General features: G+C 66.8%; 18 protein-coding genes and 4 pseudogenes. 9 read left to right on the top strand and 13 right to left on the bottom strand.

Annotated elements, in window-relative coordinates; all coding sequences use genetic code 11:
- Positions 1-61: 61 nt before the first annotated feature.
- Positions 62-391, top strand: a complete 330-nt coding sequence (locus tag ABZS97_RS29410; RefSeq protein WP_356142354.1) for a hypothetical protein — start codon at positions 62-64, stop codon at positions 389-391.
- 13 nt (positions 392-404) lie between these two features.
- Here ABZS97_RS29410 and istB read toward each other — a convergent pair whose 3' ends face one another.
- Positions 405-1175 carry an IS21-like element helper ATPase IstB gene (gene istB / locus ABZS97_RS29405; RefSeq protein WP_327579963.1) on the bottom strand — a complete coding sequence of 257 codons (771 nt, stop codon included), beginning with the start codon at positions 1173-1175 and terminating at the stop codon, positions 405-407.
- Positions 1172-2590, bottom strand: coding sequence for an IS21 family transposase (istA, locus tag ABZS97_RS29400; RefSeq protein WP_356142396.1), 1419 nt, complete (start codon positions 2588-2590; stop codon positions 1172-1174). Before istA ends, istB begins: the two co-directional genes overlap by 4 nt.
- Positions 2591-2718: 128 nt before the next feature.
- Here istA and ABZS97_RS29395 point away from each other — a divergent pair, with 128 nt between their 5' ends.
- The 3 genes and pseudogenes from ABZS97_RS29395 to ABZS97_RS29385 form a co-directional block, all read left to right on the top strand.
- On the top strand, positions 2719-3471 hold the full coding sequence (locus ABZS97_RS29395; RefSeq protein ID WP_356142352.1) for an MFS transporter: 753 nt from the start codon (positions 2719-2721) through the stop codon (positions 3469-3471).
- Positions 3472-3644: 173 nt separating this feature from the next.
- Positions 3645-4193, top strand: coding sequence for a hypothetical protein (locus tag ABZS97_RS29390; protein WP_356142350.1), 549 nt, complete (start codon positions 3645-3647; stop codon positions 4191-4193).
- A gap of 156 nt (positions 4194-4349) precedes the next feature.
- Positions 4350-4793: pseudogene (locus ABZS97_RS29385) on the top strand (transposase); the annotation flags it as partial.
- A 61-nt stretch (positions 4794-4854) separates the two neighbouring features.
- Here the strand turns inward: ABZS97_RS29385 and ABZS97_RS29380 are convergent.
- Entirely contained in the window at positions 4855-5595 is a 741-nt protein-coding gene (locus ABZS97_RS29380) for a methyltransferase domain-containing protein (protein ID WP_356142348.1), read from the bottom strand.
- A gap of 329 nt (positions 5596-5924) precedes the next feature.
- Between ABZS97_RS29380 and ABZS97_RS29375 the strand changes: the two genes are divergently transcribed.
- Positions 5925-6653 carry a hypothetical protein gene (locus tag ABZS97_RS29375; RefSeq protein ID WP_356142346.1) on the top strand — a complete coding sequence of 243 codons (729 nt, stop codon included), beginning with the start codon at positions 5925-5927 and terminating at the stop codon, positions 6651-6653.
- Positions 6654-6874: 221 nt separating this feature from the next.
- On the opposite strand, the gene ABZS97_RS29370 is transcribed toward ABZS97_RS29375, so the two are convergent.
- A complete protein-coding gene (locus ABZS97_RS29370; protein ID WP_356142344.1) occupies positions 6875-7330 on the bottom strand; it encodes a hypothetical protein in 456 nt (151 codons plus the stop codon).
- Positions 7331-7471: 141 nt separating this feature from the next.
- Positions 7472-7729 (bottom strand): annotated as a pseudogene (locus ABZS97_RS29365) (ISKra4 family transposase); the annotation flags it as partial.
- Positions 7730-7898: 169 nt separating this feature from the next.
- Between ABZS97_RS29365 and ABZS97_RS29360 the strand changes: the two are divergent.
- Complete coding sequence (locus ABZS97_RS29360) at positions 7899-8351, top strand: hypothetical protein (protein ID WP_356142342.1); 453 nt, start codon at positions 7899-7901, stop codon at positions 8349-8351.
- Positions 8352-8713: 362 nt separating this feature from the next.
- Here ABZS97_RS29360 and ABZS97_RS29355 read toward each other — a convergent pair whose 3' ends face one another.
- The gene (locus ABZS97_RS29355) at positions 8714-9085 is read right to left on the bottom strand and encodes a MerR family transcriptional regulator (protein WP_356142338.1); all 372 of its coding nucleotides are present in this window, start codon (positions 9083-9085) and stop codon (positions 8714-8716) included.
- Between the two features lie 64 nt (positions 9086-9149).
- Here ABZS97_RS29355 and ABZS97_RS29350 point away from each other — a divergent pair, with 64 nt between their 5' ends.
- Complete coding sequence (locus ABZS97_RS29350) at positions 9150-9473, top strand: putative quinol monooxygenase (RefSeq protein WP_356142336.1); 324 nt, start codon at positions 9150-9152, stop codon at positions 9471-9473.
- Between the two features lie 46 nt (positions 9474-9519).
- Here ABZS97_RS29350 and ABZS97_RS29345 read toward each other — a convergent pair.
- The 3 genes and pseudogenes from ABZS97_RS29345 to ABZS97_RS29335 all read right to left on the bottom strand — a co-directional run.
- Positions 9520-9673, bottom strand: a pseudogene (locus ABZS97_RS29345) (IS5/IS1182 family transposase); the annotation flags it as partial.
- Between the two features lie 121 nt (positions 9674-9794).
- Positions 9795-10418 (bottom strand): NAD(P)-binding domain-containing protein, encoded by a 624-nt coding sequence (locus ABZS97_RS29340; protein ID WP_356142334.1) that lies wholly within the window; start codon positions 10416-10418, stop codon positions 9795-9797.
- 33 nt (positions 10419-10451) lie between these two features.
- The gene (locus ABZS97_RS29335; protein WP_356142332.1) at positions 10452-11186 is read right to left on the bottom strand and encodes an SDR family oxidoreductase; all 735 of its coding nucleotides are present in this window, start codon (positions 11184-11186) and stop codon (positions 10452-10454) included.
- 142 nt (positions 11187-11328) lie between these two features.
- Here ABZS97_RS29335 and ABZS97_RS29330 point away from each other — a divergent pair, with 142 nt between their 5' ends.
- The gene (locus tag ABZS97_RS29330) at positions 11329-11940 is read left to right on the top strand and encodes a helix-turn-helix domain-containing protein (RefSeq protein ID WP_356142330.1); all 612 of its coding nucleotides are present in this window, start codon (positions 11329-11331) and stop codon (positions 11938-11940) included.
- A 723-nt stretch (positions 11941-12663) separates the two neighbouring features.
- Here the strand turns inward: ABZS97_RS29330 and ABZS97_RS29325 are convergent.
- Both ABZS97_RS29325 and ABZS97_RS29320 read right to left on the bottom strand, forming a co-directional pair.
- Positions 12664-13221: a hypothetical protein gene (locus tag ABZS97_RS29325; protein WP_356142328.1), complete on the bottom strand. Its 558-nt coding sequence runs from the start codon at positions 13219-13221 to the stop codon at positions 12664-12666.
- 228 nt (positions 13222-13449) lie between these two features.
- A complete protein-coding gene (locus ABZS97_RS29320) occupies positions 13450-13887 on the bottom strand; it encodes a helix-turn-helix domain-containing protein (RefSeq protein ID WP_356142326.1) in 438 nt (145 codons plus the stop codon).
- Between the two features lie 101 nt (positions 13888-13988).
- Between ABZS97_RS29320 and ABZS97_RS29315 the strand changes: the two genes are divergently transcribed.
- Positions 13989-14846 (top strand): alpha/beta hydrolase, encoded by an 858-nt coding sequence (locus ABZS97_RS29315; protein ID WP_356142324.1) that lies wholly within the window; start codon positions 13989-13991, stop codon positions 14844-14846.
- On the opposite strand, the pseudogene ABZS97_RS29310 reads toward ABZS97_RS29315, so the two are convergent.
- Together ABZS97_RS29310 and ABZS97_RS29305 are read right to left on the bottom strand one after the other, a co-directional pair.
- Positions 14845-14967, bottom strand: a pseudogene (locus tag ABZS97_RS29310) (IS5/IS1182 family transposase); the annotation flags it as partial. The gene ABZS97_RS29315 and the pseudogene ABZS97_RS29310 sit on opposite strands and share 2 nt — an antisense overlap.
- A 220-nt stretch (positions 14968-15187) precedes the next feature.
- On the bottom strand, positions 15188-15484 hold the full coding sequence (locus tag ABZS97_RS29305; RefSeq protein WP_356142322.1) for a hypothetical protein: 297 nt from the start codon (positions 15482-15484) through the stop codon (positions 15188-15190).
- Positions 15485-15866 lie beyond the last annotated feature (382 nt).

Here is a 15866-nt window from a genome sequence, read left to right as displayed (position 1 = left end):
TCGCTGACCCCTCACCACCGAGTTCAGAGAACACATCAAGGTCGGCCGCACCCTCTACTCGGTGCCCTGGAAACTGATCGGCCGCAAGGTCGATGTCCGCTCCACAGCCACCATGGTCCAGGTCTTCCACGAGGGCGAACTGGTCAAGACCCATGCGGCACTTGAGCAGGGCAAACGCACCGACGCCGGCGACTATCCACCGGAGAAGATCGCTTTCCAGATGCGGACGCCGATGTGGTGCCGCAGCCAAGCATCCGAGGTCGGTGACACCTGCCGCCAGGTGATCGACCTGTTGCTGGAGGTCAACGCGCTCTACCGGCTCCGGGCCGCCCAGGGGGTGCTGGGTTTGCTGTCCGCGTACTCCCTGAAGTGCTCAGCCAAGTACAGATAAACGTGCTGAGCTCTCAGGCAACGTCGGTCTCGCGCTCGATGGCGGCGAGTCGGTTCTTCAGCCGGTAGCTGGGGCCGTTGATCGCGATGACGTCGCAGTGGTGCAGGAGGCGGTCGAGGATCGCGGTGGCGAGGACTTCGTCGCCGAAGACCTGGCCCCATTCGCTGAAGGTCTTGTTCGAGGTCAGGATGATCGAGCCCTTCTCGTAACGCTTGGAGATCACCTGGAAGACCAGGTTCGCCTCAGCGCGTTCGAGGGGCTGGTAGCCGACCTCGTCGACGACGAGAACGCTGGGCCGCAGGTAGGAACGGAGCTTGCTGGTCAGCCGGCCCGCGGCTTCGGCGGTCTTCAGCTGGCGGACCATGTCGTCGAGCGTGGTGAAGTAGATCGAGAACCCGGCCCGGCAGGCCGCGACGGCCAGGGCGACGGCAAGGTGTGTCTTGCCCACTCCAGGCGGGCCCAGAAGAGCTGCGTTGGCCTTCGCCTCGATGAACGACAGGGTGGCCAGGTCCTTGACCTTGCGCGGGTCGAGTTCGGGCTGGAAGGAGAAGTCGTAGTCGTCCAGCGTCTTGTGGTGCGGCAGCTTCGACAGTCGAAGGCCCTGCCGGAAACGCCGGTCATCGCGGACCGCAAGCTCTTCAGCCAGGACCAGGTCAAGGAAGTCGAGGTAACCGAGCTTGCCCTCCTCGGCCCGCTCGGCGTACTGGTTCAGGCTCTCGGCCAGGTGGGGCAGGCCGAGCTTGGCGGCCGTGCTGCGGATGCGGGCGGTGACCAGCTGACTCAACGGGCTTCCCTCGTCGTCGAATTGGTGGTGAAGGGGCGGGTGCCGGTCAGCTCGTCATAGACCGACAACGGGCGCCGGCTGACCTCGATGCGGCTGGCGGCGGACCTGTTCAGCAGGGCCTTGAGCGGTCCGGCTTCCTCGCCCAAGGCGTCCCGGTGGCGGGGCTGGGGCATCACGTCGCCGGTGGTGACGCGCCGGTTGTCGCCCTTGGGCAGGCCGTCCCAGTGCCTGTCGTCGACGATGCGGGCGCCGCGGCCAACAGCCCGCGGGTGGACGGCCAGGAGGGTCTCGCCGTTGGCGTCGGCGATGGTGGAGTGCAGGCTGATCTGCGACTTTGTGGCCCGGATCTCGACCAGCTGACGGGCACGGACTCTGCGGGCCGGCACCGAGTAGAGGTTCGCGTCGAAGGCGACCAGGCAGTCCTTGCCGACGTGCCGCAGATGCCGCTGGGCGACCACATACGGTGTCTGTGGCAGCGGCCGCAAGGCCACGTGGTCACGGACGGCGCGATGGCCGATGACCTCGCCGTGGGTGCCGTGGACCTTCGCCCGCCGCATCGGCACCCAGGCGGTGAACGCGGCGTCCATCTCCTCGACTGAAGAGAAGGCCCGGCCCGCCAGAACATGATCGCGGACGATCAGGACTTGGCGCTCGACCCGTCCTTTCCCGGTCGGGCGGTAGGCGGCCAGGACGTCGATGTCGAAGTCGTAGTGCCCGGCGAAGGCCACCGCTTCCGGATGCAGCGGAACCGCCTCACCAGGAGCGACGTGGCGACGGACCACCGTCTTGGTGCGGTCGTAGACGATCGTCATCGGCACCCCGCCGAAGTGCGCGAACCCGCGGCGATGGCAGTCAAAGAACGTCGCCAGGTCCTGGCTGGTGGTGAAGCAGCAGAACGGATCACGCGAGTAGGACAAGGTCATGTGGAACGAATAGACCTTCGGGATCCCGACATGGGCGAGGACCTTGCCCTCGTCGCCCCAGTCGACCTGCGCCTGAGCACCGGGGACGACCTCGAACCGGCGGTGCAGACCCGCGAGTTCACCAGAGCTGATGCCCAGCTCGTCCGCGATCCGGGGCCGGGCTTCCTGCAGGTAGATCTTCACACGCTGGTAATTGCCGGTGAAGCCGTACTCCTTGACCAGGCGCTCGTGGACCACCGCCCCTTTGATGAGGATCTCGGCCCGCAGCATCGCGTCGATCAGCGGCGCGACCTCATCCACCACCCGAGCCTTCGGCTTCCCGTTCGGCGCCCGCTTCGGCGGCGCGACCGGCGCCTGCCCCGACAGGTACTTACTGACCGTGCGACGGTTCAGCCCAGTCGCCTTGGCGATCTCCGACAGACTCATCGCCCCGGACTCGTAAAGGCCGCGAAAACGCCTCAACTCCAGCCAGCGATGCGGGTCCAGAACCACCGTCAGCCGCCTCTCTGCCACCCCGAAGACACAGGAGCAGACTGCCGACGCGCCGACCTCACCGCATCAAGAACTGAGCACGTTCATCCGTACGCGGCTGTGTACGTTCACGTGTACGCCGACACGCCGTGTCGTTCCTCGGATCGGCCCTGGGTATCCGCCGCATCCGACAGCCGGAGCCCGCGCCACCGGCCCGCGCCGCCACGCCCCACCTGGGCCGCGACACCGCCGCCGGCTGGCAGTACCTCCTGCACCATCCAGGGCTGCGCCCGCTGTTCTTCAACTCTCTGCTCTTCGGCGGCTCCATCATGATGACGTCACCGCTGATGGCCGTCCTCATGCTGGACGGCCTCGGTCTGGCACCGTGGCAGTACGGACTCGCCCTGGGACTGCCGTGCCTGGGCGGCGTACTGGGCTCACGCCTGACCCCGCCGCTCACCCGGCGCCTCGGACAGCGCCGCATTCTGCTCGCCTCCGGTGTCGCACGCTCCCTATGGACGATCCTGCTGCCATTGACGCCTTCCGGTGCCCTCGGCGTGTTCGTCATCGTGGCCATCGACTTCGGCCTGCTTTTCTCAGCCGGGGTTTTCAACCCGTCGTTCACCACGTATCGCATGGCTGCCACACCGGACGCTCTCATGTCCCGAGTCGGCACCTCCTGGTCCGTCAGCTCGAAGACATGCCAGGCCGCCTTCATGATCGCCGGTGGGCTCATCGCCGCCGCAGCGGGGGTACGCGGCGCGCTGCTCATCGCTGGCCTGCTGTGTATGGCGAGCGCGCTGCTCCTGCCATGGCGCAAGGCACGCATCTCCACCGGGATTGTTTCAGCGCCCACCACCGACGCGGTTCCGTCCCCGGCCACAGATAGTCCCTCCGCGTAGCAGTTGCGCCAGATCGCAGTGATGCGGCTTGGCCGAGGGCGGGAGAATGGTGCTCGGGGCCGCGGTTCGGGGCAGGTGAAGGCGAAGATGATGGTCCCGCCCTTGAGAATGAGCAGTCTCGCTGGGCTTCGCGGGACGCCGACGTACGCGCGGAGCAGCGCCGCGAGGATGTCGTGGCCGCCCTCGTACCAGGGTTCGTCGTCCGCGAGGTGTGCGGCAGCACCGTCGAGCACGACAGTGAGTCCCGACCAGGCGATGACGTCGTTCTGGCGCGGCCGTCCCCAGGCCGGGATGCGTGTGCGGTAGCGATAGTCCCGGTAGCGATGGAGGGTGTCGCGAAGGGTGGATGCGGCGGTGCGGACGCGTGTGGGGGCGTCGGGGGCGGACAGGCCGAGGACGGCTTCGAAGGCAGCGTGGTAGAGCTGGGCGTCCAAGCGGTCGGGATCGAGAGTGATCAGCTCGGCCAGCCGGTCACGGGTTTTGCGGAGTTGCTCGGCCATGGGCGTGTAGTGGTCTTGTTCCAGAGCCTGGCGCAGGTCGCCGAGGGCGAGTTCGAACGACGCGTCCCGGCAGGTGCGGTCGAGCATCAGGCAGCGTTCAAGGGCTTCGCGGAGGCCGACGCCGGGATGGTGGGCGTCGAGGACGCCGAGGAGGCAGGGCAGGCGGGTGGCCATGGAAGTGCCGAACCGCCGACCGGGGAGGCCAACCAGCATGGTCGGTAAGGGAGTTGCTACGCCACGTGAACAAGGATTCACGGAACAATGCCAGTCAGCCGCAGGGCGTCATACGGGCGAACACCGATGACCGTTCGAGAGCAAGGAGGCGCGCCTCGGGTGAAGTTCCTCGCCGCTGGCGCCTGGCCCGCCTTTGCCTGTCCTGTCCTGGCCCTCCCGAAGTCCGCCCAGCCTGCGGCCAAGCGTGCAATCCAGGAGATCTACAACGCCGAGGACAAGGAGCACGCGGTCAGGGCCGTCCGCGACTTCGAGCGGGCCTACGGGGCGAAGCACCCCAAGGTCGTCAAGCGGATCACGGACGACGAGGACGAACTTCTGGCGTTCTTCGACTTCCCCGCCGCGCACTGGATCCACCTGCGGACCACCAACCCGATCGAGTCGACCTTCGCCACGGTGCGACTGCGGACCAAGGTCACCAAAGGCGCCGGCTCCCGGGCCGCCGCACTGGCCATGGTCTTCAAGCTCATCGAGTCCGCCCAGGCCCGGTGGCGGGCCGTGAACGCACCACATCTCGTCGCTCTCGTCCGCGCCGGGGCCCGCTTCGAACGCGGCCACCTTGTCGAACGACCCGAGATCCTCGCGGCATGAACAAGTCCAACTGCAGAAGCACAGATCTGCCGGAGGGCGGAGTCGGGTCGCCCGCCTGTTCCTAAAGATCCGCGACGAGAAGCCGGTAGCCGACATCGGCTGCTTCGCGGTCGAGCAGGTCAGCATGGCGTGCGTGCCACAGGCCGGAAGACAGGTCGCTGGACAGCCGGTCCAGGCCCCGGCGAAGGACCTCCTCGCCGGATTGGGCGAGCATCGATATGCCGGCCCGCACTTCCGGATCGAGGTATGCCTCAGGCCGGCGCCAGAAGGCGGCACCGAATCCGTCGGTGCAGTCGTGCGGGATCGGGACCGTCTCCATGCGGGCGCCTCCGAGCAGCGCAATCAGCCGGTCAATCAGGACCGCGCGTGCGTCGACGAACGCGGCTACCTCCGGCAGGTACTCGTCCAGCAGCCAGAACCTGCGGAAGACGGCCTGGTCCCACGTGAAGATGACGACACGCTGCCGGGCGATCCGGAGGAGTTCCCCGATACCGGCTTCCAGGTTTCTCCAGTGGTGCACGGTCAGCAGGGCCATCGCCGCGTCGGCCGAGTCGTCGGCAATGGGAATCGACTCGGCGGATGCCTGCAGGGCCCGCGCAGATCCGGCCGGACGTTGGGCAATCATCACTGAACTGGGTTCAACCGCCAGCACCGTTTGCGGTGGTTCGTAGGAACCAGCGCCAGCACCAACGTTGATGACGATGCCTGCATCGCCGAGCGCCTCGTGGATCTTGACAGCGATCCGGTGGTCGGGGCGTCGCGTGTGATTGTAGGTCGCACCGATGCAGTCATATGTCGCCACGGCGGACAGTATGCCTCGGTACTCACCAACTACCGTTGCTAATGAGCCATCCACAAGTATTGACAATTTCTCCCGATGAACAAGGGTGAACACCTGACCAGCTCGCACCCCTCGAAGTGCCACCGCCAACCATGCACGAGCTCGTTAGGGCAGAACACCATCCGTAGCCCTTGCCGGATAGGTCAGCAGTGACCATTCCGGCCGCTGCGGGGCCCGAGAGGGAGGCTACCGGTCGAGGCGGTTGCGGGGTTGCGGTACTACGCTGCTGTACAACAACTGACGTTTCTGACCTGCCTACGTCGAAGCTACTGCTCACTAGCATTGCCCACATGGGCCACGAAGCACATGAGATCAAATCAGGACCGTCGACTGAGGCGGGCGTCAAGGCGGCAACCGGCGTAATCGTTGCGACAGTCGGGATGTTCAATCCACTAGCCGGCATCGCCGTTGGGGCCCTGAAGGAGTACCTTGACGCCCCGGTCCTTGGACTCATCGAGAGAGAGCGTGCGCGTCGCGAGGAGCGAGCGGCACGAGCTCTTCAAGCGGGCTCAGAGGAGCTTCAGCGGTCTCTGAACCGTCTTGTTCAGACGATCGAGACCAGCCCAGATCTGCTGGCTTTGATGTCGGAGACCGTTGAGGCCGCTATGGAGACACCCCTTGCAGAAAAGGTTGTTGCCCTCGGCAGGTGCCTGGGGCGCGGGGTGCGTGACGAGGCTTCAGTCGACGCGGAGCGCCTCCGCGTGCGGGGCCTCGCAGGAATTGAGGCCCCTGAGGTCAAGCTCCTCGAAGTCCTCGCCAAGGAGACACACCCGACGCCAGAAGGTTGGTATCAAGAGCATTTCCCCGGGTGGAGGCGCCCGGAGATCCTCACTGAACTCCCCGGCTTTGCTAAGGTGCTGGACGCCTCGATCGCTCGTCTCGCCACCGAGGGAATTATCAAAGATGACGGCATAGCCAGAGTTGCTATGAGCGAGGACGATCCAACCGAGATGTGGATCCTCACGGACTTCGGAAGAGATTGCCTTTCCCTGCTCCGGGCGGTTTCCCCGGGGGGGTAGTGCGCCGGAGCGGGATTGCAGGTGAGTGCACGCGGCCGCCCCAGGCCACACCGTACAGTCGCGGTCGGCGGAGTGGAAACGGGTATGGCCGGGGGCTGTGACCTGGGGGATCACTACTGGCGGCCACGGCTCGGCTGTAATTGTCGGTCGTCGTTGGGTGGCCTCGGCGCGACGTCGGACGGCCCAGGGACGGCCCAGGGACGGCCCGGCAGGATGATGCCTCAGGCCCTCTGGAAAAGGTACATACCGATGATCTTCCCCTTGATCGCCACTCGCTGCCCCGACGACAGCCACTTGTCACGCGACTCCTCACCGAGCTGAACGTAGACGTACTGAGCGGTGTGCAGCTTCCAACCGGCGTCTTCGATTTGTGAGAGCAGGTCGCTCCGGGGGGAATGCGGAACGCTGGGGTGATCGAGCTTGTTCCTGGCCAAAGGCGGTATGCCGAAGTCCTGCCCGGTAGCTCCATAGGGATTCAAGCCGCCTACGCTGCGCTGCTCGACTTCAGTCTCAAACCACCCATCACCTCGGTCGAAGGCCTTACGGGCCTGTTCGACGATGGCGCTCCACATGCGCTCGACGTGTTCATTCCACCGCTGAGTGGCTTCTGCTTCTTGCGCCTCTCCGCGTGCTGCAAGGTCCCCTTGTCTGTTCTCCCACCGCTCCTGGATCCCCATGGATGCCCCTCTCGCCTTGCCTCGGTGCCGCAGCCCAGACAGACCGCTGCCTACACCCCCAGCGCGGACCTGGCAAGCGAACGGACGGAAGCTCCAGGCGGATCGGAGATGGGTGTGGCTCGCCTGTAGGGACGTTCCTGATCAGGCCGTGAGGCCGTAGTCGTGTTGGTCGGGGGTGAGGTAGAGGCGTTTGTGCTCGCGGGCGAGGTGAAACGCCCAGCAGGTGTTGAAGTCGCCGTTGTCTTGCAGGGCCCGGAGTTTGAGGATGGCCTCGGCTCCCTTGAGGCCCCAGCGACTGCCTGTGATGTCGAGTCGGTCGCCCACGATGTGGCGGCAGGCGCCTTCGATCGCGCCGGTGGCGATCGGCCAGCCCGCCGCCAGGGCGGTGTCGTAGCGGAGCTGACCGAGGTGCCCGGTGAGGTAGCGGACGCAAGCGTCGACGCCCTCCCGCCGGGTGCCGTGCAGCCCGGTCTGGTCGGCCTCGCTGGTGATCTCGGTGGCGGCGCGTGCGGCCTGGCCGTGGAGGATGGTGGTGAGGTGGCCGGCAACCCAGGCTTCGGCCGCCGCGGTGCCGGGAAACATCGCCCTGCGCCGCGGCGTCCTGGAAGTACCGACGGCTTTCGATGCCGACCTGGAACTCGGCGGGCGCGCGCTGCAGATCCAAGCGGTAGACCTCAGCCGGCGGGTCACCCTTGCCGAGCCCGCCGACGGCCACCTGACCGTGCGGATCCCTGCCGGCACTCCGCCGCGGGCTGAACCGAGTCAACTGACGGCCCTTCGCTCACTGCTGGGCATCGGCAGAGCAGAAACCCTCAAAGCGATCGTCACGTCCGGAGGTGTCAGCGGACGCCAACTGGCCTCACATCTCGGCGTGTCGAATGCCGTGGCCAGTCGGCACGCCGCAGTTCTGCGGCGCACCGGTCTGATCCGGACCCTGCGCACAGGACAGACCGTCAGGCACGTCGCGACACCTCTGGGTTACGACCTGGCAGGGCCGGAAGCGACCGGCTGGTATCCGTAGCGGCCGGCGAAGAGCCTGCCGCTTGTGCCTGTGACTCCCCCGGGCTTCTTCCCAGGACACCCGCGCGGCCCGCCTCCGCTCCCGTCTGACCGCCTCGCCGTCGGTGTCCCCGAACAGGATCGTCCCGACCTTGCCAGGCTGTCCGACTCACTGGCACAGCCGACGTTCGACCCGGTCGAGTTGCGACCGTTCGACGGTCAGACTGTGGTGCAGCCAGTGCGTTGGCCACGAACGTTCACAGGGCCGGAATGACGTGTTGTCAGGTTTGCTCGGCTGCGTTTCCGCGCTCTGCTCCACCAGGGCGGGTCGCAGAAGCGGCGGGTGACGGAGGGGCGCGCCGACTGCGGCGATCGCCCGGCTCGTCAGGCGAGTGAGGGCATCGTCCAGGATGCCTGCATTGAAGCGTTGAGGAGGCCGTTGAGCGATGCTCGGGCCTCTTGCAGGTCGGCGATGCGGGTGTCCAGATCATTTAGTTGCTTCTGCAGATGGCCCAGGACGCAGGCGTCGACTTCGGGGCCGTCACCAAGGAGGCAGGGCATGAGGTCACGTATGACTTTCGTGGGGAGTCCCGCGGCCAGCAGAGTGCGGATCTGAGCGACTGTGGTGGGAGCGTCGGCCGTGTAGTGGCGGTGACCACCAGGCGCCCGATACGAGGTGAGCAGACCCTGCTCCTCGTAGTAGCGCAGCAGGCGAACGCTGACGCCCGTCACGCGAGCCAGCGCGCCGATCTTCATGTGACCCACCTCACCTGCAACGGACTTGAATCTCACATCAATGGCAGATTCTAGCGTTGGCCCTATGACGACAACGCAAACGCCCCTCTCCCTCTACGGTTTCCTGCGGCCCAAGCCGGAGCGTGCCGAGGAGGTCAGGCAGATCCTCACCTCCTTCGTGGAACCCACCCGGCAGGAGGAGGGAAACCTGCAGTACCACCTACACAAGCATGAAGACGGCCGATTCTTCCTGTATGAAGTCTGGCGTTCCCAGGAAGACCTGGACCGGCACAACGCGCTCCCACCTCTGCGTGCCTTCCTGGAGAATGTGCTGGACTACCTCGAAGAAGCCCCAGAGGGCTACTTCAACACCATGCTGAGCACCTACCCGACAATCGACCCGGATTAGGCCGTCGGTGCACACACCACATGTGATCAAGCAGTCTGGCCGGGGCGAGGGTGTCGTGGTGGTGCAGATACACCAGCGCGACGAGTGCGCGCCGGTGCGGCGGGAGTCTGCAGCGCCTGTCACCTCACGGTGACGATGAGCATCGTGACCCACTCGACCAGGGTGTGCGGGAGGTCGAGTGCGGCAGGATGGGGAACCAGCAGGGCTCCTGTGCCGGTGGTTTGGGACTTCGAACAGCTCCCTCAATAGTGGGCTCGACGAGGGGAAGTGTGAAACCAAGCTTCCTTGGCGAGTTCTTTCGGTGATCCGTCAATTGTTTGCTCAGGCGGGAAGTTCGGTGATGCCGAGGGCGAAGTCCAGGTTCCCTACCCCGTGGCTGGCGAGGCCCACCGTGACTACGCCCGCTCCTTCCAGCCAGTGCGCCATTTTCAGGCCGCCGACGTCCAGCGGGCGCAGCCCGAGGCTCTCGATGAACGCCTCGACACTTGCCTTGGCCTGCGCATTGTCGCCGGCGATGAAGACGTCGGGCCGGCCCTTCTCCAGGACTTGACGGAAGACGGTGTTGAACGCCTTCACCACGCTGGCGCCGGCCGGGGCCGCTTTGGCGACTTCCTGCGCGATCGAGGTCTCCTCGCGGTGGGCCAGACCGTCGAACGTGGAGTTGAAGGGATTGCTGATGTCGACGATGACCTTGCCCGCGAGAGCGTCTCCGTACTGGGCGACGGCTGGCACGACACCGTCGTACAAGAGGGCCACGATGACGATGTCCCCGGCCGGGGCGGTGCCCCATTCTCCGGTCGTGGCGCCGTCGCCGAGAGCCTTGGCCAGGTCGGTGGCCTTGGACTGATCGCGGCCCATGACCTCGACGGTGTTGCCGCCCGCTATTGCCCGTGTGCCGATGGTGCGGGCCATGTTTCCGGTGCCGATGATGCTGATGTTGCTCATGAGATGTCCTGTCCTGGTTGTGGGTTGTTCGGTTCAGATGGCGGTGGTGCCGCCGTCGGCGACGAGTTCCATGCCGTTGACGTAGCTGGAGTCGTCGGAGGCGAGGAAGAGGGCGGCGGTGGCGATTTCGTCGGGGCGGCCCATCTGGCCGCGGGGGATGAGGGACTCGAACTGGCGCTTGGTGGCCTCGTCGAAGAGTTCTTCCTGCTTGGCGGTGGCGACCTGGCCGGGGGTCAGGACGTTGACGCGGATGCGGCGGTCCTTGAGCTCGTTGAGCCAGATGCGGGCCCATGCCTGCTGGACGGCCTTGCTGCCGGCGTAGACGCTCCAGCCGGGGAAGGCGCCGAGGGAGGCGTTGGAGCCGGTCATGAGGATGGAGCCGCCGTCGTTGAAGAGCGGGAGGGCCTTTTGGACGGTGAACAGGGTGCCGCGGGCGTTGAGCCCGAACCAGGTGTCGAACTGGGCCTCGGTGATCTCGCCGAGCGGGGCGGGCTCGCCCCCGCCGGCGCTGGCCCACAGCACGTCGAGGCTGCCCTTCTCCCGCTTGACGGTGTCGTACAGGCGGTCCAGGTCGCCCAGGTCGGCGGCGTCGCCCTGGACGCCGGTGACGTTGCGGCCGATCTGCTTGACGGCCTCGTCCAGGGCGTCCTGGCGGCGGCCGGTGATGAAGACGTGCGCTCCCTCGTCGACGAACAGCTTCGCTCCGGCCAGCGCCATGCCGGTGGTGCCGCCGGTGATGACCGCGACCTTGCCGTCAAGCTTTCCCATCGTCGCTCCCTTGGATCGGTGGTGCCGTGCGCACCTGGGGTGACCGTGTTATGTACACCGCCCTGTGTGCTTACCGTACGGAGCGGACGGCCAGGGCGCAACTATGTACACCGGTCGTTACCCAAGCGGGTAGTGTGGACCCATGACGGAGTTGGAGAAGGGCCCCACGGGCCGCCGCCGAGGCCGGGGCGCCCGCGAGCGCATCCTCAGCGCGTCCCAGCAGCTGTTCCGCGAGCAGGGCATCAACCGCACCGGCATGGACCAGCTCTGCGCGGCGGCCGAGGTGTCCAAGCGCACGGCCTACCAGCACTTCGCCGGCAAGGACGAACTCGTCGCCGAGTACCTGCGCCGGTTCGACCCCTCCGTTCTGTCCGGCGTGTTCGACCGCACCGACCTCACGCCCCGCGAACGGCTCCTCGCCGCCTTCGACATCCACCCCACCACCCCCCTGTGCCCCTACATCGCCGCCGCCGTCGAACTCCACGACCCCCAGCACCCCGCGTCCCAGTACGCACGCGACTACAAGAAGGCCGTCGCCGCGCGGCTCGCCGACACTGCCCGCGAAGCCGGCGCCGCCGACCCCGAACAGCTCGGCGAGCAGCTCGCGCTGCTCATCGACGGCGCCGCGGCGCGCACCCGGGTCCTCAACGCCGACGCCTTCCCCACCGCCGCCGCCATCGCCGCCGTCCTCATCGACAACGCCATCCCCGCCACAGCCGGCGATGACCGGAGACGGGAGGAAGCGTCAAGCTGACTTGGCACTCCGCGGCTGGGCCGGACGCGCTACCCCTCGCGTAGCTGCACCCGCTGCTACACAGCATCAGCCGCCCGGCACGTGGCCCGGACCTGCTGGCTTTTGCGGAACTGGCCGCCCGCCTGCTGAAGGCTGCAGCAGAAGCCACCGGGGAGAGCGGTGACCCCCAAGGACCCGCCGACGTGGTCGGCCTGGTGCATGAGGTCGGGATCAACCTGCAGACCGTTCGGGGCAACCATCCATTGCCAGAAACGTCCTCCTGGTCACGAGGCCCTCATACCGCTTTTCCGGGTACGGCAATCGATCAGGACAGGCCGGTCGGGGTGATCACGGCGATGGTCGGCTTCTCACGGGCGCGCACCAGAGCGGGCCCTCGGTCAAGGACGTTGCAGAAAATGTTCGGTCGGCTGGTCGCATACCGGAAGCTCAACCGGAGACCTGCATGAACCACAAGGCACTCACGCCGGTCATCACAACGCTTCCGTTGACCTTGTGGCGGGCGACCGCGGCAACCAGGCCGGAGAAGTCGCTGACCTCCAGAGCCTTGGGCAGGAACTCCGCCGAGAAGCCACGCCACGTCGATGTACACCTCGGACGGCATCGGTCAGGCGGCCCTCGTGCCGGCGTGCCGGAACGGTCGACGGCGTCGGGCTCGGTTGGCGGGCCTTGACCTGGGAAAGTCGGCCGTGTCTGATGCTGCGTCTGTCCGCGGCGCGGTTTGGCTCAGTCGGACCGCGCGGGGACGAGCCGGGGGCAGCCGACGACGGAGGCTACCCGCTTGCCCAGGGTTTTGGTCAGTTCGACGCGCTTCTTGGCGTCCTTGAGCCGTTCGACCTTGATGTCGAGGAGGGCGCTCTTGCAGGTCCACCAGGCTTCCGCGCCGTCGTCCTTGGAGTTCGGTTCCACCATTCCCTTGCCTCCGGCGCTGGTGAAGCGCCTGTCTACTGGTCGCTCGGCGATCTGTGCGGCGGCGTTGGTGACGTTGTCCGCGGGGGGAACGCTGGCGAGGAAGCTTCCGATCTGCTTTTTGCCCGAGTACACGAAGCAGGTCGCCGTGGCGGTGGTGTACTGCATCTGTGTGGGGTTCTTCAGCGGCAGTTCGCCACGAAGTCTGCCCGAGAGATCGTTGTCACCCGTCGCGTCGAACCACCAACTTGCCATGGTGCCGCACAGTTTGGTGCCAGGAGGCGGAGGTTTGGCCTCCTCCTTGCTGCAGGCGGTCGCTGCCAGGATCAGTAGCAAAGCCGCAGGTGGCACGGCGAACTGACTGAGTCGACGCATGTGATGCCCTCCCTGTGTTCTCAAATGATCCCGGCCGGTGGCCGGTTCCCTCTCGGCAGCGGCCCCGCAGAACCGGGTTCCAACACCCCTACAGTGCTTCGGCGCAGATCCGACGTCCTCGACGACGGCGGAATCGACGCCCCCGGTTCCCCTCACATCCCCGTACGCGCCGCACCTGTGAGCCTGGAGACGTTTGTTGGAACCAGCGAGGTCCGGCGAGCTGGTGGCTCACGCTCGGCGTTGGGGCCGATCTTCGCGCGCCTCATTGGCCTCCTGGTCGGCGGCTTCGTTGGCGTGCTCGATCTCGGCCATGTGCTCCTCCGCCCAGGTCCGCAGCCCCGCAAGCGCGGCTTCCAGGGACAGTCCAAGTCCAGTGAGTCGGTAGAAGACGCGCGGCGGCACGGTCGGTTCGACCCGCCGCGACACCAACCCGTCGCGGGTCAGGCTTCGTAGCGTCACGGACAGCATCTTCTGCGAGACCCCGGGCATCCGGCGTCTCAGCTCCGCGAAACGCACCTCCTCCGGTGCCGCATCGGCGAGCGTCTTGACGGCCATGGACGTCCACTTCGTACCGATGCGGTCCAGCAACTGCCGCGTCGGGCAATGGGGATCGAACAGATCACCGCGTGCCCCGCGACCGGCGGCCCGGGCTCCTCGGGTGGTCACCTGCGGCTCACCACCTTCCCTGAAAGTGCTGTCTAGGAAACGATCGGGCAGTTACCTATCGTTCTGTGGTCACCAATGGTAACCAGCCCGGGGAAGCCGTCATGCCCGTCACCACCGCACACCACCTGCGCCGCATCACGACGAACGGCGTCCAACTCAATGTCGCAATCGCCGGGGACGGACCCGCGGTTCTCCTGCTGCACGGCTTCCCGCACACCTGGCAACTCTGGAGCGGCATCATGGGCCGACTGGCCGGGCAGTACCGAGTCATCGCCCCGGACCTTCGAGGCTTCGGCGCCAGTGCACGCGCCATCGAGGGCTACGACGCAGGCACCCTCGCCGCCGACGCCGAAGGGCTGCTCGACGCGCTCGGCGAACCCTCGGCAGCGGTGGTCGGCATCGACGCGGGCACCGCCCCCGCAGTCCTGCTCGCGCTGCGCCGACCCCGCCTCGTCCGACGCCTGGTCGTGATGGAGGCACTGCTCGGCCACCTGCCCGGAGCAGAGCACGTCATCGCGGGCGGTGCCCCATGGTGGTTCGGCTTCCACGCCGTCCCCGGCCTCGCCGAGACCGTCCTGGCCGGCAACGAGGCCCCGTACATCGACTGGTTCCTCGACTCGGGGACGCTCGGGCGAGGAGTACCCGACGGCATCCGTGCAGCCTTCGTCCACGCGTACACCGGGGGCGAGGCCCTGCGCTGCGCGTTCTCCTACTACAGGGCCCTGCCCACCAGCGCGCAGCAGATCCAGGACGCCGTCGCGACGGCTCGGCTGACCATGCCCACCATGGCAGTCGGCTCTCACCCCGTCGGCACAGGGCTCGAACGCCAACTCCGTCCCCTCGCAGACAACCTGATCGGGCACCATCTCCAGGACTGCGGCCACATCATCCCCCTCGACCGCCCCGACGCGTTGTTCGCGCTCCTTGCTCCTTTCCTCTCCGCCGGTCTGCCGACATGATGCGACGCTCGTAGCACCAGGCGAGACGGTGAAAGGCGCTCTGCCACGCGTGAGTGCGTTTGACGTGCCACCGCCGACTGGCCTGAATGGGCGCCTTCTCCCCCTTGTGTGCGATGCGTCCGTCCGCCTGGAACTTGATCAACGGCGAACTGCCCGCCGTGTTCCTGCGTGAGCGTCATCCCACCTGGCGCTCACGCCAGGCACCCAAGACGCTCTGCCAGACGATCGGGACCTGGTGCCGGCTGGCCGTGTGGCTCACCGACCACCGGTTCGTCCAGGATGAAGTAGACCGGGCTCGCGTAGGCGTCCGTGCGAACTCCCGCTCGGCGTTACGGGTGGGCTCAACATGCTGGACTTGACAGGGAACACACGCGATCGGTGTACAGCTTGGTCGTCAGCCGCAGGCCGCAGCCTCCGAGCAGCAGCCCGCACCAGAACGTGTCGTGCTCGTGCCGACGCCGGAAGGCGTCCAACTCGATCGCCTCCAGCGGCAGCATCAACGGATCATCCAAGCCCGCCCCGCCCAGGACCGCTGTCTGAATCTGCCGCCTGTCCTCACCGCGCACGAAACCCCGCCCTTCGTCCCAACTCATCGTGCCACCCACGGCATTGGCCTCACAGACGATCGACGTGCTCACGCCGTCGTATGCAGCGAAGCAAGGCCAGGCAACAACGCCTGATGTGCCGCGCGCGTGACGTCGACCGCCGAAAGCTCCCGCCGCTCCCGTCTGACCCACAGAACGGACCGCGGCCGACCAAGACCACTGCAGGACGCCGCCCTGGCACCTCTCCGCGCATACTTGTCCGGCTGGTGAGATCGGCTGTGTCGGCCGCGGCTTCTGCCGGTCGGCCTGGGTGACGTGAGTGCTAATCCAGGTGTTTGAAGTGATTCAGACGGCCGGTGAGCGGGGTCGTTGCCTCGTCCGGGCGGTCCACCCCGGACTGCACGAGCCCGGGAGGCGAGACGGGCTGGAAATGCCCCGGCTTCTTGTCGGCCTGGTTCACAGTGGCAGTCCCCTG

The sequence above is a fragment of the Streptomyces sp. NPDC005485 genome (genome assembly GCF_040606085.1).
Lineage (GTDB): Bacteria > Actinomycetota > Actinomycetes > Streptomycetales > Streptomycetaceae > Streptomyces.
Note: the sequence above shows the minus strand (reverse complement) of the source record. Positions and strands in the feature narration are given on the sequence as shown.

Coding starts and splice junctions, on each gene's coding strand:
- ABZS97_RS29375 (WP_356142346.1), top strand. CDS start 5,925: ATGGGCCACGAAGCACATGAGATCAAATCAGGACCGTCGACTGAGGCG.
- ABZS97_RS29355 (WP_356142338.1), bottom strand. CDS start 9,085: ATGAAGATCGGCGCGCTGGCTCGCGTGACGGGCGTCAGCGTTCGCCTG.
- ABZS97_RS29335 (WP_356142332.1), bottom strand. CDS start 11,186: ATGGGAAAGCTTGACGGCAAGGTCGCGGTCATCACCGGCGGCACCACC.
- ABZS97_RS29370 (WP_356142344.1), bottom strand. CDS start 7,330: ATGGGGATCCAGGAGCGGTGGGAGAACAGACAAGGGGACCTTGCAGCA.
- ABZS97_RS29325 (WP_356142328.1), bottom strand. CDS start 13,221: ATGCGTCGACTCAGTCAGTTCGCCGTGCCACCTGCGGCTTTGCTACTG.
- ABZS97_RS29315 (WP_356142324.1), top strand. CDS start 13,989: ATGCCCGTCACCACCGCACACCACCTGCGCCGCATCACGACGAACGGC.
- ABZS97_RS29340 (WP_356142334.1), bottom strand. CDS start 10,418: ATGAGCAACATCAGCATCATCGGCACCGGAAACATGGCCCGCACCATC.
- ABZS97_RS29350 (WP_356142336.1), top strand. CDS start 9,150: ATGACGACAACGCAAACGCCCCTCTCCCTCTACGGTTTCCTGCGGCCC.
- ABZS97_RS29330 (WP_356142330.1), top strand. CDS start 11,329: ATGACGGAGTTGGAGAAGGGCCCCACGGGCCGCCGCCGAGGCCGGGGC.